The organism is Cupriavidus alkaliphilus, from assembly GCF_014191175.1.
In the GTDB taxonomy this organism is placed as follows: Bacteria; Pseudomonadota; Gammaproteobacteria; order Burkholderiales; family Burkholderiaceae; genus Cupriavidus; species Cupriavidus alkaliphilus.
Genome location: NZ_JACHWE010000005.1, coordinates 472,316 through 497,690, shown reverse-complemented (window position 1 = coordinate 497,690; position 25,375 = coordinate 472,316). Strand labels below are relative to the sequence as shown.

Annotated in this window: 22 protein-coding genes; 7 read left to right on the top strand and 15 right to left on the bottom strand. The window is 67.1% G+C overall.

Features of this window, described 5'->3' with window-relative positions:
- Positions 1-2 precede the first annotated feature (2 nt).
- From FHX60_RS19845 to FHX60_RS19810, 8 genes are all read right to left on the bottom strand, one after another.
- Positions 3-1,556, bottom strand: coding sequence for a SpoVR family protein (locus FHX60_RS19845; RefSeq protein ID WP_092312262.1), 1,554 nt, complete (start codon positions 1,554-1,556; stop codon positions 3-5).
- Between the two features lie 130 nt (positions 1,557-1,686).
- Positions 1,687-2,949, bottom strand: coding sequence for a YeaH/YhbH family protein (locus FHX60_RS19840; protein WP_012355395.1), 1,263 nt, complete (start codon positions 2,947-2,949; stop codon positions 1,687-1,689).
- A gap of 37 nt (positions 2,950-2,986) precedes the next feature.
- The gene (locus FHX60_RS19835) at positions 2,987-4,909 is read right to left on the bottom strand and encodes a PrkA family serine protein kinase (protein WP_112774892.1); all 1,923 of its coding nucleotides are present in this window, start codon (positions 4,907-4,909) and stop codon (positions 2,987-2,989) included.
- Between the two features lie 467 nt (positions 4,910-5,376).
- The gene (locus FHX60_RS19830) at positions 5,377-6,564 is read right to left on the bottom strand and encodes an acyl-CoA dehydrogenase family protein (protein ID WP_183284326.1); all 1,188 of its coding nucleotides are present in this window, start codon (positions 6,562-6,564) and stop codon (positions 5,377-5,379) included.
- 137 nt (positions 6,565-6,701) lie between these two features.
- Positions 6,702-7,481, bottom strand: a complete 780-nt coding sequence (locus tag FHX60_RS19825; protein ID WP_183284325.1) for an enoyl-CoA hydratase/isomerase family protein — start codon at positions 7,479-7,481, stop codon at positions 6,702-6,704.
- 21 nt (positions 7,482-7,502) lie between these two features.
- Positions 7,503-8,486 carry a Bug family tripartite tricarboxylate transporter substrate binding protein gene (locus FHX60_RS19820; protein ID WP_112774889.1) on the bottom strand — a complete coding sequence of 328 codons (984 nt, stop codon included), beginning with the start codon at positions 8,484-8,486 and terminating at the stop codon, positions 7,503-7,505.
- A gap of 34 nt (positions 8,487-8,520) precedes the next feature.
- Entirely contained in the window at positions 8,521-10,242 is a 1,722-nt protein-coding gene (locus FHX60_RS19815; protein ID WP_183284324.1) for a long-chain fatty acid--CoA ligase, read from the bottom strand.
- A 54-nt stretch (positions 10,243-10,296) separates the two neighbouring features.
- A complete protein-coding gene (locus tag FHX60_RS19810) occupies positions 10,297-11,325 on the bottom strand; it encodes a Bug family tripartite tricarboxylate transporter substrate binding protein (protein ID WP_112774887.1) in 1,029 nt (342 codons plus the stop codon).
- Between the two features lie 314 nt (positions 11,326-11,639).
- Between FHX60_RS19810 and FHX60_RS19805 the strand changes: the two genes are divergently transcribed.
- Positions 11,640-12,827: an AraC family transcriptional regulator gene (locus FHX60_RS19805; RefSeq protein WP_183284323.1), complete on the top strand. Its 1,188-nt coding sequence runs from the start codon at positions 11,640-11,642 to the stop codon at positions 12,825-12,827.
- Between the two features lie 22 nt (positions 12,828-12,849).
- On the opposite strand, the gene FHX60_RS19800 is transcribed toward FHX60_RS19805, so the two are convergent.
- The 3 genes from FHX60_RS19800 to FHX60_RS19790 form a co-directional block, all read right to left on the bottom strand.
- Positions 12,850-13,056 carry a DUF6494 family protein gene (locus FHX60_RS19800; protein ID WP_062802625.1) on the bottom strand — a complete coding sequence of 69 codons (207 nt, stop codon included), beginning with the start codon at positions 13,054-13,056 and terminating at the stop codon, positions 12,850-12,852.
- 384 nt (positions 13,057-13,440) lie between these two features.
- On the bottom strand, positions 13,441-14,685 hold the full coding sequence (locus FHX60_RS19795) for a CaiB/BaiF CoA transferase family protein (RefSeq protein ID WP_112774885.1): 1,245 nt from the start codon (positions 14,683-14,685) through the stop codon (positions 13,441-13,443).
- Entirely contained in the window at positions 14,685-15,599 is a 915-nt protein-coding gene (locus tag FHX60_RS19790; protein ID WP_025583346.1) for an SDR family NAD(P)-dependent oxidoreductase, read from the bottom strand. Before FHX60_RS19790 ends, FHX60_RS19795 begins: the two co-directional genes overlap by 1 nt.
- A gap of 190 nt (positions 15,600-15,789) precedes the next feature.
- Here FHX60_RS19790 and FHX60_RS19785 point away from each other — a divergent pair, with 190 nt between their 5' ends.
- A complete protein-coding gene (locus tag FHX60_RS19785; RefSeq protein WP_012355383.1) occupies positions 15,790-16,692 on the top strand; it encodes a LysR family transcriptional regulator in 903 nt (300 codons plus the stop codon).
- 15 nt (positions 16,693-16,707) lie between these two features.
- On the opposite strand, the gene FHX60_RS19780 is transcribed toward FHX60_RS19785, so the two are convergent.
- Together FHX60_RS19780 and FHX60_RS19775 are read right to left on the bottom strand one after the other, a co-directional pair.
- Positions 16,708-17,214, bottom strand: a complete 507-nt coding sequence (locus FHX60_RS19780) for a DUF2628 domain-containing protein (protein ID WP_116601450.1) — start codon at positions 17,212-17,214, stop codon at positions 16,708-16,710.
- A gap of 195 nt (positions 17,215-17,409) precedes the next feature.
- Positions 17,410-17,877 (bottom strand): MgtC/SapB family protein, encoded by a 468-nt coding sequence (locus FHX60_RS19775; RefSeq protein ID WP_092311450.1) that lies wholly within the window; start codon positions 17,875-17,877, stop codon positions 17,410-17,412.
- Positions 17,878-18,381: 504 nt separating this feature from the next.
- Between FHX60_RS19775 and FHX60_RS19770 the strand changes: the two genes are divergently transcribed.
- The 5 genes from FHX60_RS19770 to FHX60_RS19750 all read left to right on the top strand — a co-directional run bounded on the left by FHX60_RS19770 (position 18,382) and on the right by FHX60_RS19750 (position 23,955).
- Positions 18,382-19,551, top strand: a complete 1,170-nt coding sequence (locus FHX60_RS19770) for an acyl-CoA dehydrogenase family protein (RefSeq protein WP_183284322.1) — start codon at positions 18,382-18,384, stop codon at positions 19,549-19,551.
- A 9-nt stretch (positions 19,552-19,560) separates the two neighbouring features.
- Positions 19,561-20,757 (top strand): CaiB/BaiF CoA transferase family protein, encoded by a 1,197-nt coding sequence (locus tag FHX60_RS19765; protein ID WP_183284321.1) that lies wholly within the window; start codon positions 19,561-19,563, stop codon positions 20,755-20,757.
- 73 nt (positions 20,758-20,830) lie between these two features.
- Complete coding sequence (locus FHX60_RS19760) at positions 20,831-22,213, top strand: MmgE/PrpD family protein (protein ID WP_183284320.1); 1,383 nt, start codon at positions 20,831-20,833, stop codon at positions 22,211-22,213.
- Positions 22,214-22,221: 8 nt separating this feature from the next.
- A complete protein-coding gene (locus FHX60_RS19755) occupies positions 22,222-23,046 on the top strand; it encodes an HpcH/HpaI aldolase/citrate lyase family protein (protein ID WP_183284319.1) in 825 nt (274 codons plus the stop codon).
- A 42-nt stretch (positions 23,047-23,088) separates the two neighbouring features.
- Positions 23,089-23,955, top strand: a complete 867-nt coding sequence (locus FHX60_RS19750; protein ID WP_183284318.1) for an HTD2 family dehydratase — start codon at positions 23,089-23,091, stop codon at positions 23,953-23,955.
- Between the two features lie 90 nt (positions 23,956-24,045).
- Here the strand turns inward: FHX60_RS19750 and FHX60_RS19745 are convergent, their stop codons facing one another.
- Positions 24,046-24,381, bottom strand: a complete 336-nt coding sequence (locus tag FHX60_RS19745) for a helix-turn-helix domain-containing protein (protein ID WP_183284317.1) — start codon at positions 24,379-24,381, stop codon at positions 24,046-24,048.
- 86 nt (positions 24,382-24,467) lie between these two features.
- Positions 24,468-24,818, bottom strand: a complete 351-nt coding sequence (locus FHX60_RS19740) for a hypothetical protein (RefSeq protein ID WP_183284316.1) — start codon at positions 24,816-24,818, stop codon at positions 24,468-24,470.
- Positions 24,819-25,375 lie beyond the last annotated feature (557 nt).

Sequence of the window (25,375 nt, the reverse complement as noted above, 5' to 3'; positions counted from 1 at the left end):
GGTCAGGCGGCCAGGCTCAGCCCGCTGCCGTGCGGGCGGCGGTGGCGGCGCTCAGGCTTGCATTCGTACTTGAGCTCGGTGCGGCCGTCTTCATAGGCCACTTCCAGCCGCACGGTAAAGCCCCACAGCCGGGTTACGTGCCGCACCACCTCATCGAAGTTGTGCGCCAGCGGACGCCGGTCGTTCTGCAGGTGGCGCAGCGTCAGCGAGCGGTCGCCGCCGACATCGACGTTGGTGACCTGGATGTTGGGCTCCATGCTGGACAGGTCATACTGCGCCGCCATCAGCTGGCGGATCGCGCGGTAGCCCTCGTCGTCATGGATCGCGGTCACGCGCAGCTTGCCCTCGCGGTCATCGTCCAGCACCGAGAACAGCTTGAGCTCGCGGATCACGCGCGGCGACAGGAACTGCAGCAGGAAGCTCTCGTCCTTGAAGTTGCGCATGGCGAAGTCCAGCGTCTTGCGCCAGTCGGTACCGGCGATCTCGGGCGCCCAGCGATAGTCCTCGTCGGTCGGGTTCTCGCACATGCGGCGCAGGTCCTGGAACATCAGGAAGCCTACCGTGTAGGGGTTCATGCCACTGTAGTAGGGGCTGTGATACGGCGGCTGGTAGATGACGTTGGTGTGCGCCTGCAGCAGCTCCATCATGAAGGCGTCGTTGACCAGCTTTTCCTCGTACAGCTGATTGATGATGGTGTAGTGCCAGAACGTGGCCCAGCCTTCGTTCATGACCTTGGTCTGGCGCTGCGGGTAGAAGTACTGGGCAATCTTGCGCACGATGCGCACGATCTCGCGCTGCCACGGCGCCAGCTTGGGCGCGTTCTTCTCGATGAAGTAGAGCAGGTTCTCCTGCGGCTCGGGCGGGAACGGCACATCCGGCTCGGCCGTTTCGTCTTCCGACGCCAGCGCGTGCGGGCGGTGCTTGGGCAGCGTGCGCCACAGGTCGTTGACCTGCATCTGCAGGTAGTTCTCGCGGTCGGCCTGGCGCGCCTTCTCCTCGGTGATCGACAGCTTCTTGGGCCGCTTGTAGCGGTCCACGCCGTAGTTCTGCAGCGCGTGGCAGGAATCCAGCAGCAGCTCCACCTCCTGCTCGCCGTAGCGCTGCTCGCACTCGGCCACGTAGTTCTTGGCGAACAGCAGGTAGTCGACGATGGCGTCGGCGTTGGTCCAGGTGCGGAACAGGTAGTTGCCCTTGAAGAAGGAGTTGTGGCCGTAGCAGGCATGCGCGATCGTCAGCGCCTGCATCGGCATGGTGTTCTCCTCCATCAGGTAGGCGATGCAGGGATTGGAGTTGATGACGATCTCGTAGGCCAGCCCCATGTGCCCGCGCTGGTAGCTGCGCTCCGATGCCAGGAAGTGCTTGCCGTAGGACCAGTGGCTGTAGCCCACCGGCAACCCCGCCGACGCATAAGCGTCGAGCATCTGCTCCGCCGTGATGATCTCGATCTGGTTGGGATAGGTATCCAGGCCGAATTCGCCGGCGATGCGGGAAATCTCGCGGTCATACCGGTTGATCAGCTCGAAGGTCCATTCCGAACCCGTGGACAGATAAGCCATCTTCGCCCCTTTCGTCCGCGCAAGCCAGGCAGGCCGGTGCTTGCGGCACGGGCGCGCCGCCAGGTCCCCTGTCTTGCCAAAATTGCCCTTCTTCACCGCGGCTTGCCGGCGATCGGCCGGCCAGCACTGATTATGCCGCGCGTTTCTGGAACAGGTCGTGCAGCACCGGGTAGATCTCGTCCGCGCCGATGATGCGCTGCATCGCAAAGTGATCGAACTGGCTCTTCACCGTCAGATACTCTTCCCAGAGGTTCTGCGGCTCTTCCGATGCTACCTCCACATAGGCGTAATACTGCACCAGCGGCAGGATCGACTCGCGCAGCAGCCGCCCGCACAGCTCGGAATCGCCGGCCCAGTTGTCCCCGTCGGAGGCCTGCGCGCAATAGATGTTCCACTGGCTGGGCGGGTAGCGGTCGTGGATGACCTCCACCATCAGCTTCAGCGCGCTCGACACCACGGTGCCGCCGGACTCGCGCGAGTGGAAGAAATCTTCCTCTTCGACTTCCTTCGCCACGGTGTGATGGCGGATGAACACCACGTCGATGCGCTCGTAGTTGCGCTTCAGGAACAGGTACAGCAGCATGAAGAAGCGCTTGGCCAGGTCCTTGCGGCTCTCGTCCATCGAGCCGGACACGTCCATCAGGCAGAACATCACCGCCTGCGCCTGCGGGCGCTTCTTCAGCACGCGGTTGTTGTAGCGCAGGTCGAGCTTCTCGATAAAGGGAACGCGGTCGATGCAGGCGCGCAGGTGCCGCATCTTCTCCATCAGCTCGAGCGTGCCCTCGGCGTACGGTCCGTCCTTCTCCAGTGCCTCGGCATAGGCCAGCTCCAGCTGGCGCAGGCGCTTCTGGTAGGGGCTGGACAAGGCGATGCGCCGTCCCAGCGAACTGCGCATGGTGCGCAGGATCGACAGGTTGGACGGGGTGCCGTCGATGGAATAGCCGGCGCGCACCTTGCGCACCTCGGCAATCTTGGCGAGGTGGCGCTTGGCCAGGTCCGGCAGCGCCATGTCCTCGAAGAAGAAATTGAGGAAGTCCTCGCGCGACAGCGTGAAGACGAAATCGTCCTCGCCCTCGCCGCTGTCGCTGGCCCGCGAACCGGTCCCGCCGCCGCCCTGCTGCTGGCGGTCGAAGGAATCACCCTTGACGAACTTCTTGTTGCCGGGGTGAATCCACTCGCGCCGCCCGCCCGGGCCGTGGTGGAAGATCGGTTCGCTGATGTCCTTGACCGGAATGGACACCTGTCCGCTCTGCTCGATGTCCATGATCTTCCGGCCGGACACCGCCTTTGCCACCGCTTGCCGGATCTGCTCGCGGTAGCGCTTGATGAAGCGTTGCTGGTTGACGGCACTCTTGTTGCCGCCGTTTTCGCGCCGATCGATGACCGTAGCCATATGTTGCCCTCGTTGAGAGACCCGTTCCGCGGCGCCGTTACGATGACTTTCTTACGCGCAGATACCACTCCACCAACAGTCTCACTTGCTTGGGCGTGTACCCCTTCTCGACCATGCGGTTGACGAAGTTCTCGTGCTTGTCCTGGTCTTCGCGGGAAGACTTGGCGTTGAACGAGATCACCGGCAGCAGGTCCTCCGTGGTGGAGAACATGCGCTTCTCGATCACCATCCGCAGCTTTTCATAGCTGGTCCAGACCGGGTTCTTGCCACCGTTGTTGGCCCGCGCCCGCAGCACGAAGTTGACGATCTCGTTGCGGAAGTCCTTGGGGTTCGAGATACCCGCGGGCTTTTCCACTTTCTCGAGCTCGTCGTTCAGCGCGTTGCGGTCGAGGATTTCGCCGGTGTTGGGATCGCGGTACTCCTGGTCCTGGATCCACAGGTCGGCGAACACCACATAGCGGTCGAAGATGTTCTGCCCGTATTCCGAATACGACTCCAGGTAGGCGGTCTGGATCTCCTTGCCGATGAACTCCACGAACGGCGTGGTCAGGTACTCCTTGATATACGACAGCAGCTTGGCTTCCTGTTCCGGCGGGAACTGCTCGCGCTCGATCTGCTGCTCGAGCACGTACAGCAGGTGCACCGGGTTGGCCGCCACTTCGGTGTTGTCGAAGTTGAAGACCTTGGACAGGACCTTGAACGCGAAGCGCGTCGACAGCCCGTTCATGCCCTCGTCGATGCCGGCGTAGTCGCGGTATTCCTGGTACGACTTCGCCTTCGGGTCCACGTCCTTCAGGCTCTCGCCGTCGTAGACGCGCATCTTCGAGAAGATGTTGGAGTTCTCGGGCTCCTTGATGCGCGTGAGCACCGCGAACTGCGCCATCATCTTCAGCGTGTTGGGCGCGCACGGGGCGGCCGACAGCGAACTGCTGCGCAACAGCTTGTCGTAGATCTTGACTTCGTCGGACACGCGCAGGCAGTACGGCACCTTGACGATATAGATCCGGTCGAGGAAAGCCTCGTTGTTCTTGTCCGCCTTGAAGGTCTGCCACTCGGCCTCGTTCGAGTGCGCCAGGATGACGCCGTCGAACGGGATCGCGCCGAAGCCTTCCGTGCCCTTGTAGTTGCCTTCCTGGGTCGCGGTCAGCAGCGGGTGCAGTACCTTGATCGGCGCCTTGAACATTTCGACGAACTCGAGCAGGCCGCGGTTGGCCAGGCACAGGCCGCCGGAATACGAGTACGCGTCCGGGTCGTCCTGCGGGAAGTCCTCGAGCTTGCGGATATCAACCTTGCCCACCAGCGACGAGATGTCCTGGTTGTTCTCGTCGCCCGGCTCGGTCTTCGAGATCGCGATCTGCGACAGCACCGACGGGCGCAGCTTCACCACCTTGAACCTGGTGATGTCGCCGTTGAACTCGTGCAGGCGCTTCACTGCCCATGGCGAGGCAATGGTATTGAGATAGCGCAGCGGGATGCCGTAATCCTCTTCGAGGATCTTGCCGTCTTCTTCCGGGGAGAACAGACCCAGGGGCGACTCGTGGATGGGCGAACCCTTCAGCGCGTAGATGGGGATCTGTTCCATCAGCGCCTTGAGCTTCTCCGCGAGCGAGGACTTGCCGCCGCCGGGAGGCCCGAGCAGATACAGGATCTGCTTGCGCTCTTCCAGGCCCTGCGCGGCGTGCTTGAAGAACGAGACGATCTGCTCGATCGTGTCCTCCATGCCGTAGAAGTCGCGGAAGGCCGGATAGATGCGAATGACCTTGTTGAAGAACAGGCGGGACAGCCTGGGATCATGGTGGGTATCCACCAGCTCAGGCTGACCGATCGCGGCGAGCATGCGTTCGGCAGCGGTCGCGTAGGCAGTCGGATCCTTCTTGCAGATCTCCAGGTATTCCTGGATGCTGTATTCCTCTTCCTTGCGAGCTTCGAACCGCGTAGCGTAATGGCCAAAAATGTCCATACCTCACTCCCGTCAGAGTTCACGTCCGAGGCGTAGGTAGTGCTACCCCAAAGGCTTCGCGCAACGTTCGCGGTACACCACCCCGGCCTGGCGACCTGTCATGTTGCGAAGTCTTTACTTCATCATAGTCAAATAACGGCGATGGTGGAGTCCGAGTTGACGACGCTGGCATCGATGCAACGGATGTTTCGGTGCTGCCTTCCCGCTGCATTTCCTCCGGATGTTGCTGTCAGCTTTTGGCTGATTTTGACTCGGGCTTCGCCCCCGCGCGCGACGGGCCATTGACCATGCTTGTGACAAACCTTACACCTTTCCCGCGATCCGTGCACATCCGGTTTTGTAACCATAAGCACAAAAGCCGGAACGGGTGCCGGCCTTCATTTTTGGGCAGGTTCTTATGCGTTTTGCACGGCTTGCGCGCACTAGCACACAGACAGTGCTGATAGCGCAGCGCCGGTGCAGGCGGCTCAGAGCGTGCGCGCGACCAGCTCTTTCATGATCTCGTTGGAGCCGCCGAAGATCTTGCTGACGCGTGCGTTCGCATACATGCGCGCGATCGGGTATTCCAGCATGTAGCCATAGCCGCCGTGCAACTGCAGGCACTCGTCGATGACCTGGCAGTTCTGTTGGGTACACCACCATTTGGCCATTGCCGCGGTCGCCGCGTCGAGCTGGCCGTCCATCAGGCGCTGCATGCAGTCATCGACGAAGGTGGCGGCAATGGTGGCGACGGTCTTGCATTCGGCCAGCTTGAAGCGGGTGTTCTGCAGGTCGCCGAGCGGCTGGCCGAACACCTTGCGCTGGCGCACGTAGTCGGCGGTCAGTTCGATCGCGCGCTGCATGGTGGCGACCGCGCCCAGCGCAATGATCATGCGCTCCTGCGGCAGCTGCTGCATCAGCTGGTAGAAGCCCTGGCCCTCCTGCGTGCCGAGCAGGTTGTCGCACGGCACCAGCACGTCGTCGAAGAACAGCTCGGCGGTGTCCTGGCCCTTCTGCCCGATCTTCTCGAGGATGCGGCCGCGCCGGAAGCCCGGCAGGTCGCGGGTTTCCACCATGACCAGCGACACCCCGCGCGAGCCGGCTTCCGGATCGGTCTTGGCCACCACGCAGATCAGGTCGGCGTGGTAACCGTTCGTAATAAAAGTCTTGGCGCCGTTGATGCGATAGCACTCTCCGTCGGGGGTCTGTTCCCGCAGCGCGCGGGTGCGTATCGCTTTGAGGTCGGAACCGGCGCCGGGTTCCGACATGGCGATGGCAGCCACCAGTTCGCCGCTGGCCATCTGCGGCAGCCACTTCTGCTTCTGCGCTTCGGTGCCGTAGCGCAGCAGGTAATGCGCCACGATGCCGCTGTGCACGTTGTTGCCAAGGCTGGTGCAGACCGCGCGCGACATCTCCTGGGTGATGATGGCCTCGTGGGCAAAGGTGCCGCCGCCGCCGCCGTATTCCTCGGGGATGCTGGCGCACAGCAGGCCGATCTGGCCGGCGCGGCGCCACACGTCGCGGTCAATGTAGCCTTGCCCGGCCCAGCGGGCCTCGTGGGGCGCGAGTTCGCGCTCGACGAAACGGCGCACGGTGTCCTGGAACATTTCCAGCTCTTCGTTCATCCAGGGGGTCTGGCGGGCGGCAGGCGCCGCGTATTGGTCTTGGGATCCCATAAGTCGTGCTGGTATCAGGGTAAACGTGAAGAATGAAGCGGCAGGCTTCGGCCGATGCCGGACACCTGCCTATATAAGTAAGGGCCAACGCCGGGGGCGGTGCCGATGCTGCAGGGCAGCACGCGCCGCCGCGCCCGTCAGTCCGGCCAGCGGTAGCGCAGCGGCTGCTTGGCCATGAAGCGGTCGGCGGCCTCGCGGCGGTAGCCGGTGGAGAAGGCGATGCCCTGCGCGTCGGCCTCCATCGCCAGCATCGTGCCCAGGTCCTGGCCCAGCGATGCGTTCAGCGCCTGCTTGGTCAGGCTGAGCGCCACCGGCGAGGCCTCGGTGAACGCCTGCGCGAGCGCCCGCGCGCGTGCCTGCAGGCCGTCGGCCGGGACGATTTCCATGACGATGCCAAGGTCTTGCGCGGCCTGGGCGTTGAGCTCGCGCATCGAGAACATCAGCGCCTTGGCCCGCTGCAGGCCGATCATCCGCGGCAGCGTGTAGAACACGCCACAGTCCGGCACCAGGCCCATGCGCAGGAACGGCAGCCCGAAGCGCGCACGCGGCGTGGCCAGGATGATGTCGGCCGTCAGCGCCAGGCTGAAGCCTGCGCCATAGGCCGCCCCGTCGACCGCGGCGATGACCGGCACGTCCAGCTGGATCAGGTCTTCGAGCCAGCCGTGGAGCTTGCGCAGGCGCTTGCGGCCCTGCCCGGCGCTGATCTCGACCTGCATCGAGCTGATGTCGCCGCCCGACGAGAAATCGGTGCCGGCCGCGGTCAGGACCAGGACGCGCACGCTGTCGTCGTCCCGTATCCGGCGAATCACTTCGCCGATCTCCTCGCGCATCGGCAGCGACAGCGCGTTCTTGCGCGCCGGCGCGTCCAGCGTCAGCGTGGCGACGCCGTCCTCGACGGCAAAGCGGATGGTTTCCATGACGAGGCCTCCGGTGCGGTGTCAGTCCAGCTGGATGTTGGCGTCGCGCACGATCTTCGCCCACTTGGGCGCGTCGCCCGCCACCACGGCAGCCAGTTCCTGCGGCGTGGACCCGACCGGCTGCAAACCCATGCCCGCCAGCTTCTGCGTCACCTCGGGCAGGCGCACGATGCGCGCGGTCTCGGCGGCCAGCTTTGCCGTCACGTCCCTGGGTGCGTTGCCCGGCAGGAACAGCCCGAACCAGCCATTGGGCTCGAACCCCGCCAGGCCCAGCTCGGCGAAGGTCGGCACATTGGGCAGCGCCTTGTAGCGCTGGGTCCCGGTGATGCCCAGGATCCTGAACTTGTTGCTGCCGAGGTGGGGATTGGCCGAGGTCACGTCGACAAAGGCGCTGTCCACCTGGCCGCCCAGCAGGTCGCTCATCAGCGGCGCCGCGCCCTTGTACGGGATATGCGCGATCTCGATGCCGGCCTGCTGCCGCAGCAGTTCGCCGTGCAGGTGCGACGAGGTGCCGTTGCCGTACGAGCCGTAGCTGAGCTTGCCGGCCTTGGCCAGCGCCAGGAACTCGCGCATGGTGCTGGCGGGCACGCGGTTGGGCACCACGAACAGGTCGGACGACTTGGCGATCAGCGAGACCGGGGTGAAGTCTTTGGCCACGTCGTAGGGGGTGCGCTTGTACAGCGCCGGCGACTGGATCAGCGCGGTGATCGCCAGCAGCACGGTGTAGCCGTCGGCCGGCGCCTTGGCGACAGTGTCGTTGCCGAGCATGCCGCTGGCGCCGGGCTTGTTTTCGACGACCACCGGCTGGCCCAGGCTTTCGGCCAGGCGCTGGCCGATCAGGCGGCCCACGGTGTCGGTGCCGCCGCCGGCCGGATACGGCACGATCATGCGGATCGGCTTGGCGGGGTACGGCTGCTGGGCGAAGGCCTGGCCCATGCCGCCGAGGACGGCCGCGCCGGCCAGGGTGCCGGCCTGCGCCAGCCAGTTGCGTCTGCTTTGCTGCATGCTGTCTCTCTCTTTGCTGAAGGTCCCGCCGGCGTCAGGCGCGCGGGTTGCTTGCCTGCATCTCGCGCTCTTGCAGGGCGCGCCACAGGATCTTGCCGGTGGCCGACTTGGGCAGCGCGTCGACCACGTCGACGATGCGCGGCACCTTGTACGCCGCCATGTGCTCGCGGCACCAGGCCATGATGCGTTCGGGCTCGGCTTCGGCCGTGCCGCGCGCGCCGGGGCGCAGCGCCACCACCGCCTTGACGGTTTCGCCGCGGCGCTCGTCGCGCGCCGCGATCACGCAGGCCTCGTGGATGGCCGGGTGGCCGTACAGCATGTTTTCCACCTCGGCCGGCCAGACCTTGTAGCCCGATGCGTTGATCATGCGCTTGAGGCGGTCGCGCATGAAGAAGTAGCCCTCTTCGTCCATGAAGCCGAGGTCGCCGGTGCGCAGGAAGCGCTTGCCGTCGAGCTCGATGAAGGTGGCGGCGTTGGCGTCTTCGTTGTGCCAGTAGCCCTGCATCACCTGGCCGCCGTGGACCACGATCTCGCCGGTCTCGCCGTGGGGCAGTTCGCGCAGCGTCTCGGGGTCGACCACGCGCGCGTCCACGCCGAAGGTGGCGATGCCCAGGCATTCGCGCTTGGGCTGGTTGCGCGGGTTCGACAGGATGAAGGCCGCGGTCTCGGTCATGCCGTAGGCCTCGACATAAGGCAGGCCGAAGCGCTCCTGCAGCATGTTGGCCACCGCTTCGGGCATGGCCGCGCCGCCGCCGCCGACGTAGGCCAGGCTGGACAGGTCGCGCGCCTCGATGCCGGGCTGCGAGAAGAAGTCCACCATCATCGCCGGCGGCGCGCCCCACACCGAGACGCGGTAGCGCTCGATCAGGTCGGCGGCCAGCGCCCGCTCCCAGCGCGGCATCAGCACCACCGTCGCGCCCAGGTAGAGCGGCGAATTCATGCAGTTCTGCATGCCCAGCAGGTGGAACATCGGCGCCACCGCCAGCACCACCGATTCGGGCGTGGCGCCGCGCCAGATCACCGAGCCGGCGGCCGCGGTCATCAGCGTGCCATGGGTATGCATGCAGCCCTTGGGATTGCCGGTGGTGCCGGAGGTATAGGCCAGCATGCACAGCGTGTCGTAGCCGGCCTGGTGCGGCTGCGGCCGGTGTCCGGCGTGGCTGGCCGCGTCCCAGGCCACCGGCATCGCGCCCGAGGGTGCGGCCTGCGTTGCGGGCGGCGCGGGCGGCGGCTCGCGCAGCCAGTCCGGCACCGGCAGGCCGCCGTCGTCGCGCAGCATGCCCGCGTAGTCGTGCAGGATCACGTGGCGCAGCGCCGGACCGTGCAGCGGCGCCATGCGCGGGTACAGCTCGCTGCCGGCGAAGGCCGCGACCGCGCCGCTGTCCTGCACCACGTGAGCCAGTTCGGCTTCCAGCCACATCGGGTTGGCGGGCACCACCACGCCTTCGGCGCGAAGGATGGCGTAATAGGCAATGATGAACTGCGGGCAGTTCTGGCTGAACAGCACCACCCGGTCGCCCGGCTGGATGCCGCAGGCCTGCTGCAGGTAGCCCGCCATCCGTTCGATCTCGTCGCGCAGCTCGCCATACGAGATCGCGGTGCCGAAATACTGGATCGCGGTCTTGTCCGGATAGCGCTGCGCCGCGACCTCGACGTTGTAGAACAGGCTGGTGCGCGGCGTATGCAGCGTGGCAGGCAGGCCGGGCGGCCAGGCGGGCGAACGGAACGGCTGGGTGGTGCGTGTGGCAGGCGTCATTGCAGCAATTGGTGGGTCGAATGCGAGTTCAGATACAGGCCAAGCGAAGAAGGCTCAGTCCAGGCGGATATTGCGCGTGCGGATCACCTTGCCCCAGCGCACGTAGTCGGCCTGGATGGTCTGGGCAAACGCATCCGGCGTGCTGCCGGTCAGGATCACGCCAAGGTCGTTCATGCGCTTGCGCACGTCGGGCTGGGCCAGCACGCGGTTGACGTCGGCGGAAAACTTCTCGACGATCGGGCGCGGCGTGGCGGCCGGCAGCAGCAGGCCGAACCAGCCCATCGCGTCCATGCCCTCGATGCCGGCCTCGCGGAAGGTCGGCACGTCCGGCAATTGCGGCGCGCGCGCGGGTCCGGTCACCGCCAGCGCGCGCAGGCGGCCGGTGGCGACATGGGGCTTGGCCCCCATCACCGAGATCACCGCGGCCGGCACCTGGCCGCCGAGCAGGTCGTTCAGTTCCGGCGCCTCGCCCTTGTACGAGACATGGAGCATGTCGATCTTGGCGGCGTCGTTGAAGACCTCGCCATACAGGTGGCCGCTGGAGCCCGCGCCAAACGAGCCATAGGAGAACTGCCTGGGCTTGGTGCGCACCAGCGCGATGAAGTCCTTCAGGTTGGTGGCCGGCACGGCGCTGGTATTGACCGCGAACACCAGGTTGGTGGTGCCGAGCTCCGACACGGCGGCAAAGTCCTTTACCGGGTCGTACGGCGCGCGGGCGTACAGGCTGGGCGCCTGCACCAGCGGCGTGATCGTCAGCAGCGCGGTATGGCCGTCGGCCTCGGCACGGGCGACCACTTCGGCGCCCAGCATGCCGCTGGCGCCCGGGCGGTTTTCCACCACCACCGGGCGCTTCCACTGCTTGCCCAGGCCCTCGGCCAGGGCGCGCGCCAGTACGTCGGTGGCGCCGCCGGCCGGGAACGGCACCACCATGCGCACGGTGCGTGCCGGGAATTCCTGCGCGTGCGCCATGCCCGCGCCGAGCATGCCGGCGGCCAACCCGCTCCACGCCAGCAACCCCGCGCCCAGGCGGCCGAGGGTACGGCGACGCGGACTACGCTCCCCACTACGACGATCTGCCTGCATGTGCTGTCTCCTTTGGTTTTTCCCGTGGGCGGGCACGGGCTTTTTGCCGCGTTGCCTGATCCGCCCGGGCCGGTGGGCCGGCCTTGTAGAGGTGCTTGCCGGAGAGTGCGCGATGCTGCGGTGCGTGGACAATGACCAGACGCGCCAAAATGATTGGCCGAATCGCTCAGGCGGAAGGCAGGCTTTGGCAAATCCCGATTGTGCGGCGCCGCGCGGGCTTGCTAAGGTGGCGCCATGATGTGGCCAGAGGCCCGCAACAGCCGGCAAGCGCTTGGAAAAAGCGGCACCGGCGCGTCGCCGTGACGAGGAGACCCATGCAAACAGCCGTTCTGCCATCGCTGCGCCCGCCGATGCCGGGCAAGCCGCACATTTCCGGCCACGCGCTGCCGGGGGCGCGCCTGCGCGACGCCGGCAGCCGGGGCGCGTCGGGCACCTCGGGCATGTCGGTTGAGTCCGCCTCGCCCGCGCCGGCCCGGCACACCATCGCTATCCAGCATGTGACCCACATCCTGCAGGGCGCGCGGCGGCTCGGCTACGACATCGATGCGCTGCTGCGCCGCGCCGACATCTCGCCGGCGCTGCCGGCCTCGCCCAGCGCGCGCGTGACGCAGGGCCAGTACGCGGCGCTGATCCGCACGCTGCGCCGGGTCACGCGCGATGAACTGTGGGGCCTGCTGGACCGGCCCGTGCCCCCCGGCGTGTTTGCGCAGGTGTGCCGCAGCCTGGTCCATTGCGCCACGCTCGAGGACGCCATCCGCACCGGGCTGCGCCTGTACCGGCAGCATATCGACGCCTTTGCGCCGCGCCTGCATGTGGGCGCCGACGGCAAGACCGCGGCGGTGGTGCTGCATCCGCGCGCGCCCGCGTCGGCGTGCCGCAGCTTTGCCGAATCCACCTTCGTGTTCCATGCCTATGCACTGGTCAGCTGGCTGGTCGCCGGGCAGATCCCGCTCGCGCGGGTTGACCTGAGCGCCGCCGCGTCGCCGGGCCGCACCGATACCGAGCGCGTGTTCCAGGCCGCGGTCAGCTACGGCCAGCCCGTCACCGCCCTGCACTTCGACGCCGCCTCGCTGCGCCTGCCGGTGATGCAGGACGCCGCCAGCCTGCGCGACTTCCTGCGCGAGACCCCGCGCAACCTGCTGATCCGCTACCGCGACAACAGCTGCCTGGCGGAACGCATCCGGCAGCACCTGCGCTCGCACCTGGACGACGAGCTGCCGTCGCTCGAGCAGATGGCGCAGTGGCTGCGGCTCACGCCCCAGACCCTGCGCCGCCGCTTGCGCGACGAGGGCCGCGGCTACCAGAGCATCAAGGACAGCCTGCGGCGCGACGTGGCCATCGGCATGATGGAGCGCCCCGGCATGACGCTGCAGGACGTGGCGCTGCGGCTCGGCTTTTCCGAGCCGAGCACGTTCCACCGCGCGTTCAAGAAATGGACCGGCGTGGCGCCGGGAGAATACCGGATGCGCGGCATGCGCAAGGACGGCGCGCCGGCGGCGTAGCCGGCGTGGTGCCGCCGCCGGCTTACTCGAGCCGGATCTCGCCGTCGAAGCGCGCCTGCAGCTTCACCGCCGCCAGCTCCAGCGTCACCGACACCGGCAGGTGTTCGTTGCCGGCCAGCGTACCGTCGGCCACGGCCCGGGCGATGGCCTGCTCGATCTCGCGCTGGGAATTCACGCCGACCACCTTCAGGAACTTGCGGATGCTGAGGTTGAAGGTTTCTTCGTCCATGGCTGTCTCCGGGAAGAATGCGGCATGCGGCCGCTACCCGGACAGCCTACGCCAGTGGCGGCATCCGTGCAGCGGCGCTGGGCCGCCACGTCATCCACGCGCTTGAATCAGTTTTCCCCCGCAAGCGGGAGAGACCAAAGCACGTTTGTACGTGCCGACTTCCCTTCCAGTAACCGTGGGTTGTCGTCCCCGCGCAAGCGGGGACCCAGTGGCTCTACGTCCCCCTTCGGGGGACTTCAAAGACGCTGGATTCCCGCCTGCGCGGGAATGACGGTGAAATTTGATACTCCGGTGGTGCTAACAAAACCAATCCGTTAGCAACGGTTACTGGGTAGGGGCGCAAACCAGCGGGAAAAAAAAGCCTTTGGGCTGTCCCGATCGCCCTTAAATGACGCCCTGCTCGCGCATCTGTTCAATGCGCTCGGCCGACAGCCCCAGCACCGTCTGCAGCACCTGCTCGGTATGCTGGCCCAGCCGCGGCGGCGGCGCATCGTATTGCACCGGGGTGGCCGACAGCCGCAGCGGGCTCTTGACGGTCGGGCACAGGCTGCCGTCTTCGCGCACCAGGTCGACCTGCAGCTCGCGATGCCGCACCTGCGGATCTTCCAGCACCTGGCCGTAGTCGTTGATCGGCCCGCACGGAATGCCCTGCGCTTCCAGCGCCTGCACCCAGTGCGCGGTCGGCCGCGTGCGCATATGCGCTTCGAGCAGCGGCACCAGCGTGTCGCGGTGGATGATGCGGCCGGGGCCGGTGGCGAAGCGTTCGTCGGCGGCCAGGTCGGGACGCTCGACGCCGCGGCAATACGCCTGCCACTGCCCGTCATTGCCGGCCGCGACGATCATGTAGCCGTCGGCGGTGGCGAACACATGGTAGGGCACCATGTTGGCGTGCGCGTTGCCGTAGCGCGGCATGGCCTGGCCGGTGACGCGCTGCGCGATGATGGGGGTGGCGCCGACCGCCACCACCGCATCGAGCAGCGCCATGTCGATATGCTGGCCCTCGCCGGTGCGTTCGGCATGGCGCAGCGCGGCCAGCACGGCCACGGTGGCGTACATGCCGGTCAGCATGTCGACCACCGCCACGCCCACCTTCTGCGGCCCGCCGCCGGGCAGGTCGTCGCGCTCGCCGGTGACGCTCATCAGGCCGCCCAGGCCCTGGAAGATGAAGTCATAGCCCGGCTTGTGCGCGCTCGGTCCGGTCTGGCCATAGCCCGTGATCGAGCAATAGACCAGCGCCGGGTTGACGGCCTTCAGGCTGTCATAGTCCAGCCCGTAGCGCTTGAGGTCGCCGACCTTGTAGTTCTCCAGCACGATCTGCGACTTCGCGGCCAGCTCGCGCACGATCTGCTGCCCCTGCGGGCTGGCGATATCCAGCGTGACCGACTGCTTGCCGCGGTTGGCACCGGCAAAGTAGGTGGCGTCGCGCGACGGCTGGCCGTCCGCGCCAGGCAGCCACGGCGGCCCCCACGAACGGGTATCGTCGCCGGCGCCGGGGCGCTCCACCTTGATCACCTCGGCGCCCAGGTCCGCCAGGTTCTGCGCGCACCACGGGCCGGCCAGGATGCGCGACAGGTCCAGCACGCGCACGCCGGCAAGCGCGCCGCGCGCCGGGGCTTGGCCGCCCGTCATCAGATCGGGTCCCAGCTGATCACGTCGGGCGAGCGCTCCAGCTTGAAGAAGCTGCTGCGCATCGCCGGCATGGCGACCTCGCCCACCGACTCCGGCGTCCAGCCTTCGCTCATGTGGACCGAGCGCACCGGACGCGGCTGGCTCATCAGGATGATCTCGTTGGCGCGCACCGCGAAGATCTGGCCGTTGACTTCGCTCGCCGCCGGGCTGGCCAGGTAGACCGCGACCGGCCCGATCTTGCCGGCTTCCATCTTCTGCAGCTTGGCCACGCGCGCCTTTTCTTCCGGGGTCTCGGCCGGAATCGAGCTGGTCATGCGGCTCCACGCGAACGGTGCGATGCAGTTCGAGCGCACGTTGAAGCGCTGCATGTCCAGCGCGATCGACTTCGACAGCGCGGCGATGCCCAGCTTGGCCGCCGAATAATTGGCCTGGCCCAGGTTGCCGATCAGGCCCGAGGTGGAGGTCATGTGCACGTAGGCGCCGCTCTCCTGGTCCTTGAAGTAGTTGGCCGCGGCGCGGCTGACGAAGAAGGTACCGTTCAGGTGCACGTCGATCACCGAGCGCCATTCTTCCTCGTTCATCTTGAAGAACATGCGGTCGCGCAGGTTGCCGGCGTTGTTGACCACGGCGTCGATGCGGCCGAAGTTGTCGAGCGCGCATTGCACGATGGCGTTGGCGCCGGCCCAGGTCGACACGCTGTCGGTGTTGGCCACGGCTTCGCCGCCGGCGGCGCGGATTTCCTCGACCACGCGCTGCGCGGGGCCGGCGTCGCCGCCCTCGCCGGACATCGACACGCCCAGGTCATTGACCACCACCCTGGCACCGGCGGCCGCCATGGCCAGCGCGATGCCGCGTCCGATCCCACCCCCGGCGCCCGTCACCAGCGCAACCTTGCCTGCCATCAAACCGCTCATTGCATGTCTCCTCTGAATACATTTTGTGCGGTCACCGACCGCAAACCCGGTGAAGCAGCCCCCGCGCAGCGGGCAACGCCCGCCGGTGCGGTCAATCCGGATGTCCACGCCGCAGCGGATACGATAAATTGACACCCGACCCTTTGGAATTCACGAATCACAAAACTGGCCTTTGGCCTGACAGAAGCCCATGCATTACGACCTGACCGACCTCCGCCTCTTTCTGAATGTCGGCGAGACGGAGAACCTGACCCGTGCCGCCGAGCGCAGCTTTCTGTCGCTGCCCGCCGCCAGCACGCGGATCAAGCAGCTGGAAGAGGCGTTCCAGACACAATTGCTGATCCGCCAGGTCAAGGGCGTGCGGCTCACGCCGGCGGGCGACGCGCTGCTGCGGCACGCGCGCGAGGTCTTCCGCGAACTCGAATGCCTGCACGCGGACCTGCGGCCGTATGCCAAGGGCGTGAAGGGCCGCGTGCGGCTGCTGGCCAACACCACCGCGACCAACTCGTTCCTTGCCACCGGCGTGTCGCGCTTCCTCAGCGAGAACCCGGACGTGGACATCGAGCTGGAAGAGCACCTGTCGCAGGAGATCGTGTCGGCGATCAGCGCCGGCGCGGCGGACCTCGGCATCGTCGCCGGCGAGGTCGCCACGCAGGACCTGGATGCGATGCACCTGTGCAGCGACGCGCTGATCGTGATCGCTCCCGTCAACCATCCGCTGCCGACCTTCAAGCGGCTGCATTTCGCCGACCTGCTCGATACCTGCCGCTTTGTCGGGCTGAACCAGTTCAGCGCGATCCAGTCCTTCCTCGACCGCATTGCCGCCGGCATGGGCAAGCGCATCAGCCTGCGCATCCAGGTGGGCAGCTTCGATGCGGTCTGCCGCATGGTCGAGGCCGGCGCGGGCATCGCCATCGTGCCCAACAGCTGCGCGCGCCGCTATGCCAGCCGCAAGGTGCTGCGCTTTATCCCGCTGGAAGACGAATGGGCCAGGCGCGAGCTGCGCCTGGTACGCCGGCCGGGGCGCGAGCTGCCGCAGTTCGCCGAAACCCTGATCCAGTACCTGGTCGACGCCGCGCGCGAGCCCGTGTAGCGCGGCGCGCGGATTTCAGCCGGCGCCCGGCGCGCCGCCCTGGACCATCAGCGCCGCCAGCGGACGCAGCGACACCACCATCACCAGCAGCAGCAACCCCATGGCAAAGACGCCCGGCCAGCTGGTGCGGCCGCGGCGCTCCAGCGAGTCGTTCACCAGTTCGGGCGAGTAGTGGTACTCGCGCACATGCCGGATGGTGGCCTCGGCGTGCCAGCGGTACAGCTCGTTGCCGTAGAGCCCGAGCAGCAGCGCCATCGCATACAGCAGCGGCCGGCCCGCCATCGGCAACTGCAGGCCGAACCACGCGTGCAACAACGGTTCGGTGCCGACGATCAGCGCATAGACGCCCACCTGCCAGTACATGCGCCGGTACGCCATCCAGAATGGCCCCAGCAGGCACGCCGCCCAGTTCCACGAGATGCCGCCGTGGGTTTCCGCCGCCGACCAGCGCTCGCCGTAGTACGGAAATCGCGGCCCCACGAATGCGGCCAGCGCCGCGTCGTCACGGATCGATGCATGCATGCCAACCTCCCCTCTGCTGCGTCGGCAGCGCCCTGGCTTCCCGGCGCGGCCTGAACCACAGCATAGGGCGCGCGGGGCCCTGGCTGTGTGCGCCGGCGCGCATTCGGCGCGCGTTGGCCCCACCAACGCCAAGGAAAAGGGGTGGATTGGCGCGCAAGGGCACAGACCGGCGCACCGGTCCGGGTCCCGGCGACGCTACTTCCAGCGCTGCAGGATCTGCAGGATGACCAGCGTGAACACCGTGGCGATCACCGCCGTGGTGTCGCGCCCGAGCCCGGCCGCCACGCCGATGGCCGCCACCATCCAGATGCTGGCCGCGGTGGTCAGGCCCTTGATATGGGCCTCGTCGTTCTGCTTGAGGATGGCGCCCGCGCCAAGGAAACCGATGCCGGCGATCAGCCCCTGCAACACCCGGCTCATGTCGGCCAGGGGCACGCCCGCCTGCAGCGGCACCAGCACGAACAGCGCCGAGCCCAGCGCCACCAGCATATGGGTGCGCAGCCCCGCCGCCTTGCCGGAAGACTCGCGCTCATAGCCGATCAGGCCGCCGAGCAGCACCGCCATGCACAGCCGCACCATGATGCGGGTTGCCTCGGCCGCGTCCGGCACATCGGCAAATTCCGCGCGAAAGGTACGAAAGATATCGGTCCAGACAGACTCCATCGCCAGCCTCCGGGGACTAGGGTGCAGGCCTGAGCGTAGCACGCCACACCTGGACCGCGGCAAGACTCGTGCGCCACATCGGCGGGCCGTCCGGCCTGCGCGGGGCCTGTGCGGCGGCGTCCTACACGGCAAGCGGAAGCTCCCCGACAGTCCCGCCGGCGCGGCATTCCTATATTGGAATCACCAACCACAGTCCTCCATGGAGTTGCACCATGCCCTATATCCTCGCCTGGCTACTTGGTGTTCCGGCCTTTGTCCTGGTCCTGATCTGGCTCTTCGTCCACTGACGGCAGACGGTGCCATGGCACCGGCCCACCCTCCACCGGCGCCCCGCGCGCCACCCCTGCACGCCCGGTTCGCCGGGCGTCTTGCATGATGGCACGGCCCCGCTGCGACGCTTGCTGCCCACCTAAGCCGCCCCTAAGCCGCTCTTTCGCAAATCCGAATTTCGGCGTGCAGGGGGCTCGGGAATAATGGCCTCCAGTTCCAATCGACCCGGCGACCATGCACGCAGACCAGGATCCCGACCAGCTGTACCCCGAAATCCGCGAGGCCGTGCGCAGCCTGTGCGCGGGCTTCGATTCGGCGTACTGGCAACGGGTGGAAGAGCAGGAAGCCTTTCCCGAGAGCTTTGTCCAGGCGCTGACGCAGGCGGGCTGGCTGTCGGCGCTGATCCCGGAAGCCTATGGCGGCTCGGGGCTGTCGCTGACCGCGGCCTCGGTCATCATGGAAGAAATCAACCGCAGTGGCGGCAATTCCGGCGCCTGCCACGGGCAGATGTACGTAATGGGCTGCCTGCTGCGCCATGGCTCCGACGCGCAGAAGCAGCGCTGGCTGCCGGCGATCGCGTCGGGCGAACTGCGCATGCAGTCGATGGCCGTGACCGAGCCCACCACCGGCACCGACACCACCAAGCTCAAGACCACCGCGGTGCGCCACGGCGACAAGTACATCGTCAATGGCCAGAAGGTCTGGATTTCGCGCGTGCAGCACTCGGACCTGATGCTGCTGCTGGCGCGCACCACGCCGCTGGACCAGGTCAAGCGCAAATCGGAAGGCCTGTCGGTATTCGTGGTCGACCTGCGCGATGCCATCGGCAAGGGCCTGACGGTCAAGCCGATCCGCAACATGGTCAACCACGAGACCAACGAGCTGTTCTTCGACAACCTGGAAGTCCCCGCCGATAACCTGATCGGCGAGGAAGGCAAGGGCCTGAAGTACATCCTCGACGGCCTCAACGCCGAGCGCATCCTGATCGCCGCCGAGTGCATCGGCGACGGCTACTGGTTCGTCGAGCGCGCCGGCAACTACGCGCGCGACCGCATCGTGTTCGACCGCCCGATCGGCCAGAACCAGGCCGTGCAGTTTCCGATCGCGCGCGCATACGTCAACGTCGAGGCCGCCAGCCTGATGCGCTACAAGGCGGCGCGGCTGTTCGACGCGGGCAGGCCGTGCGGCAAGGAAGCCAATATCGCCAAGCTGCTGGCCGCCGACGCCTCGTGGGAAGCCGCCAACGTCTGCCTGCAGACGCACGGCGGCTTCGGCTTCGCCGCCGAATACGACATCGAGCGCAAGTTCCGCGAGACCCGCCTGTACCAGGTGGCGCCGATCTCCACCAACCTGATCCTGTCCTACGTGGCCGAGCACGTGCTCGAGTTGCCGCGTTCGTTCTGAGAACCTTACATGTCTCACTCCTCCCAAGGCATCCGCCCGCTCGACGGCATCCGCGTGGTCTCGCTCGAGCACGCCGTGGCCGCGCCCTTCGCCACGCGCCAGCTGGCCGACCTGGGCGCGCGCGTGATCAAGGTCGAGCGGCCCGGCGTGGGCGACTTCGCGCGCGGCTATGACCAGTCCGTGCACGGCCAGGCCTCTTACTTCGTCTGGCTCAACCGGGGCAAGGAAAGCCTGGCGCTGGACCTGAAGGACAATGAAGCGCAGGCCATCCTGCACCGGCTGCTGGCCGACGCCGACGTGCTGGTGCAGAACCTCGCCCCCGGCGCCGCCGCCCGCATGGGCCTGGATTTCGACACCCTGCACGGCAAGTACCAGAAGCTGATCGTGTGCGACATCTCCGGCTACGGCGATTCGGGCCCCTATCGCGACAAGAAGGCCTACGACCTGCTGATCCAGGCCGCCGCGGGCCTGGTGGGCCTGACCGGCGGCCCCAACGAGCCGTCGCGCGCCGGGGTGTCGATCGCCGACATCTCGGCCGGCATGTACGCGTACAGCGGGATCCTGTCGGCGCTGCTGCAGCGCGGCCGCACCGGCAAGGGCCTGCGCGTGCAGGTAACCATGTTCGAGGCAATGGCGGAGTGGATGAACCAGGTGCTCTATTTCGGCCACTACGGCGGCACGACGCCGGCGCGCGTCGGCGCCTCGCACCCGACCATCGCCCCGTATGGCGTGCATCGCACCAGCAATGGCAGCGTGATCTTCAGCGTGCAGAACGAACGCGAGTTCGCCAATTTCTGCGAGATCGTGCTGGGCGACCGCGCGCTGGCGCAGGACGAGCGCTATTCCAGCAATACCGCGCGCGTGCGCAACCGCCCCGAACTGACCGCGCTGATCGAAGCCCGCTTTGCTGCGCTGACGGTGGCGCAGGCCGAGGCGCTGCTGGACCAGGCGCAGATCGCCAATGCGCCGATGAACGACATCGAAGCCGTCTGGAACCATCCGCAGCTGCAGGCACGCCAGCGCTGGCGCGAAGTCAATACGCCGAACGGCCCGATCGGCGCGCTGCTGCCGCCGGCCAACCTGTCGGGCGTGGAACCCGTTATGGGCGACGTGCCGGCGCTGGGCGCGCACAGCCGCAGCATCCTGGCCGAACTGGGCTACGGCGCGGGCGATATCGACGCCCTGGCGGCCAAGCGCACCATCTGAACCCGACCCCAGCGTCCGGGCACACCGGGCGCCATTCTCTTTCCGCAAGCACTGTTCAATCTCCGGAGCCGGCATGAGCCAAGCCGCAGACACCACTTACCCGACCCGCCAGCTTTGCGAATTCCTGGCCAACCTCAAGCTGGCCGACGTGCCCGTGCCCGTGATCGAGCGCACCAAGGACCTGTTTCTCGACTGGATCGCCTCGGCCATCGCCGGCAAGGACGCCCCGGCCGTGCGCAAGCTGCAGGAATTCGCCGCGGCCATGGGCCCGTCGGACGGCGGCGCCGAAGTGCTGGTCGACCGCCGCCGTACCTCGCCCTACTTCGCCGCGCTGATCAACGGCGCGTCTTCGCACGTGGTCGAGCAGGACGACGTGCACAACGGCTCGGTGCTGCATCCGGCCGCGGTGGTATTCCCCGCCGTGGTCGCGGCCGCGCAGGCCGAGGGCAAGACCGGTGCCGAGGTGCTGCTTGCCTCGATCGCCGGCTATGAAGCCGGCATCCGCATCGGCGAATTCATGGGCCGCTCGCACTACCGCGTGTTCCACACCACCGGCACCGTCGGCACGCTGGCCGCCGCCGCGGCGGTGGCCAAGCTGTTCGGCCTCGATGCCGAAGGCATCAACCAGGCACTGGGCTCGGCCGGCACGCAGGCCGCCGGCCTGTGGGAGTTCCTGCGCGACGCCGCCGACTCCAAGCAGCTGCACACCGCCAAGGCCGCCGCCGACGGCCTGCAGTCGGCCTGGCTGGCGCGCGCCGGCTTTACCGGCGCGAAGCAGATCCTCGAAGGCGCCCAGGGCATGGCCGCCGGCATGTCGAGCGATGCCAATCCCGCCTGCCTGACCGACGGCCTGGGCACGCGCTGGGCCACCGCCGAGACCTCGTTCAAGTTCTTTGCCTCGTGCCGCCACACCCACCCGGCCGCCGATGCGCTGAAGGCACTGATGCAGCGGGAAGGCGTTGCCGCCGACCAGATCGCCAGCGTCACCACGCACGTGCACCAGGGCGCCATCGACGTGCTCGGCCCCGTGGTCAATCCCGCCACCATCCACCAGGCCAAGTTCTCGATGGGCACGGTGCTGGGACTGGTGGCCGTGCATGGCCATGCCGGCCTGGGCGAATTCGAGCAGCATGCGCTGCAGGACCCCGCGGTGGCCGCGTTCCGTGGCAAGGTCGACATGGAACTGGATGCCGAGGTCAACGCCGCCTACCCGCGCCAGTGGATCGGCCGCGTGACCGCCACAACCACCGACGGCCGCACGCTGGCCGCGCGCGTGGACGTGCCCAAGGGCGATCCCGACAACACCCTGTCGCGCCCGGAACTGGAAGCCAAGGCGCTGCAGCTGGGCGCGTTCCGCCAAGGCGCGAGCGAGACCGAGATGCGCGCCATCATCGCGCGCGTGTGGTCGCTGGAGCAGGCGCCCAACGTCAACAACTGGCTGCCCGCCGCGCGCTGAGGATTCCCATGTCAACTGCCGTCACTTACCTGTTCGTGCCGGGCGACCGGCCCGAGCGCTTCGACAAGGCCGCCGCCGCCGGCCCCGATGTGATGATCCTCGACCTCGAGGACGCAGTCCATCCGGACGCCAAGGCCGCCGCGCGCGCAGCCATCGCCGCATGGCTGGCCGGCCGGCCCGGCGCCCACGCCTTCGTGCGCATCAACGACAGCGCCTCGCCCGCCTTTGCCGCGGACCTGGCCTGGCTGCGGGCCTTGCCTGCCGGCACGGCGCTGGCCGGGCTGCTGGTGCCCAAGGCCGAGGATGCCGCCGCGCTGAGCACCATCGCGCAAGCCCTGCAGGCGATCAACCCGCGGGGCGAGCTGGTCGCCATCATCGAGACCGCGCTCGGCCTGCACCAGGTCGATGCCGTGGCATCGGCCGATGGCGTGGCGCGCCTGGCGTTCGGCTCGCTCGACTATGCGGTCGACCTGGGCTGCAGCCATACCCGCGACGCGCTGGCGTTCGCGCGCGCGCGCATCGTGCTGGCCTCGCGCGTGGCCGGGCTGCCGCCGCCGGTAGACGGCGTGACCACCGCGTTGAAGGATGAAGCCGTGCTGGCCAGCGACGTCGCCTACGCACGCGAACTCGGCTTTGCCGGCAAGCTGTGCATCCATCCAGCGCAGCTGGGCGCGGTGCGCGCCGGCTTCCTGCCCGGCGAGGAACAGCTGGACTGGGCCCGCCGCGTGCTCGACGCCACCGCCAGCGGCAGCCATGCCGTGCAGGTCGACGGCAAGATGGTCGACCGGCCCGTGATCGAGCAGGCCAGGCGCCTGCTGGCGCTGGCGCAATAGCACGGCATCCGACTCCCCTCATGCATCCGAAGGCCACCTGCCATGACTGACGCAAACCCTGAACTCGAACGCCTGCGCGGCTGGATCGGCCGCAGCGAATCGCGCACCGAAACGCTGTCGCCGGAACCGGTGATCGGCCTTGCCGCCACCTTCGACCTCGACGCCGAGGCCATTGCCGCGGGCCCGCTGCCGCCGCTGTGGCACTGGCTCTATTTCCTGCCGCGCGCCCCGCAGCACGAACTGGGCCGCGACGGCCACCCCACGCTCGGCGGCTTCATGCCGCCGGTGCCGCTGCCGCGCCGCATGTGGGCCGGCAGCGAGCTGAGCTTCAGCCATCCGCTGCATATCGGCGATACCGTCACGCGTACCTCCACCATCGCCGACGTGCAGTACAAGACCGGCCGCAGCGGCGAACTGTGGTTCGTTGCCGTCGACCATGAACTGACCGTCAACGGCAAGACCGCCGTCAACGAGCGCCACGACATCGTCTACCGCGCCATGCCGGACCCGTCCAAGCCGCAGCCGCCGCGCCCGCGCCTGGAACACACCGCGCAATGGCAACGCACGCTGCAGGCCGACCCCGTCATGCTGTTCCGCTATTCCGCGCTGACCTTCAACGGCCACCGCATCCACTACGACCGCAGCTATACCCGCGATGTCGAAGGCTATCCCGGGCTGGTGGTGCATGGCCCGATGCAGGCCATGCTGATGCTGGACCTGGTGGCGCGCGAGCAGCCGCAGGCGCGCGTGAAGCGCTTTGGGTTCCGGGGGCTGGCGCCGCTGTTTGATCAGGACACCATCACTGTTGGTGGCGCCGCCGATTCGGCGCAGCCGGGGCGGTTGGTGCTGTGGACGGGGGATGATGCTGGCGGGCAGGCGATGCAGGGGTGGGCGGAGGTGGAGGGGTAAAGCCAAGGGCGGCCAGGGATGCTGCGGGCGGACTCATGCATCCGTTTGCCAGCTTTGCGCCGCCTCGCTAATGCGCGCCCCAGGCTTACGTTATTGCCCGATCGCCAGGCGAACGGGCTTGCCAATACGGCTCAACATCTCGACCAGTGTGTCGATGGTGAACTTGGACGCCTTTCGGTTCACCACGTCCGACACGCGCGGACGAGACACCATCAGGATTTCGGCAGCGTCCGCCTGTTTCAGCTGATGCTGCTCTATCCATGCCGCCAGCTCGTCCATGAGCTGTTCCTTCAGCTGCTTGGTGTCGTTGATCTGCTTTTTCGACGCAGCCTGCAGCCGCTTGGCTTCCGCGGGCGGAAAACCAAGTTCCAGGAACAGGTTGGCGCCCGGCTTGGTGACGTGGCGGATCTGGGTGTCGATCTTCATGGTTTGCCTTTCCTCGCGTTGGCGATAGCTCGAATCCGCGGCCCGCTTCATGCCGGGCGGCACGAAGCCTCGTGGGCCGCGATTGATTAACCGACCATCGCCTCCTCAATTCCCTCCGCGACGTCTTCTACCCTGTCGGCCAGCAGTCCAAGGGAGGCCCGACAGAGCTCTCGCAAGACATCCAACGTAGCCGCCTGCAAGGCTACGCTTCCCTCTTCCTGTGCATCGCATTCGCTGTGGGTCACCAACGTCAGCATGCATGCAGTCCCTCGCGCAATCGCATCGGCCTGGTCCAACAGATTCAACAACAAGAGTTGCCGGGGAACAGGCAGCGCGTCCTCGCGCGCTGCACGGCGGGTTTCGGGACTGAACCGGGAGAGGGAATCATCAAGTCGAGGCGGGATGAAGACGTCGGATTCGATGTTGGACTGATGCATTGCTGACCTCCGTATCGTAGATGTGGAGGCCCGCCGCTCATTCTCACCTGAGGTGGCGGGCCAGACAACGGGGGTGAGAAAACCGGACGATACGGCCGGCCCAGCCGAAGCTAGCCCCGCCCGGCCCGCCGTAAAGTGAAGGCGCACACAAGCGTAACGGACTTGAAAATTGCCGCTTGCGCGACCGTCCGCTGTATCGTGAACCGGGTTCTCACGCCCGACTCCTGTTGATCAGGAGCCAAGCCAGTCTAGAGAACCCTGTCGTTCACAATCAAGGAGCAGATTGTGAAGGATGGATACGTCGAGTCAATCGTAGAAGTTGGCAAACTTCACGTAGCGCTCAGAGAAATCCGGGTTCCAATCCTGCCAGCCAAGGCCACGTGCATACCTCGAGCACCGTTGGCCGATTGTCCAACAACTGTTGGACAATCGCGGGGTCGGGCCAGTCATGTCAATCGCTTAAGAAATTTCGCGCGGGACGGGCTTCGCGAACCGGACGGCTTTACTTTGTTGAAGCTCCGGCCCTCTCCCCCGCCCCTCTCCCGCAAGCGGGAGAG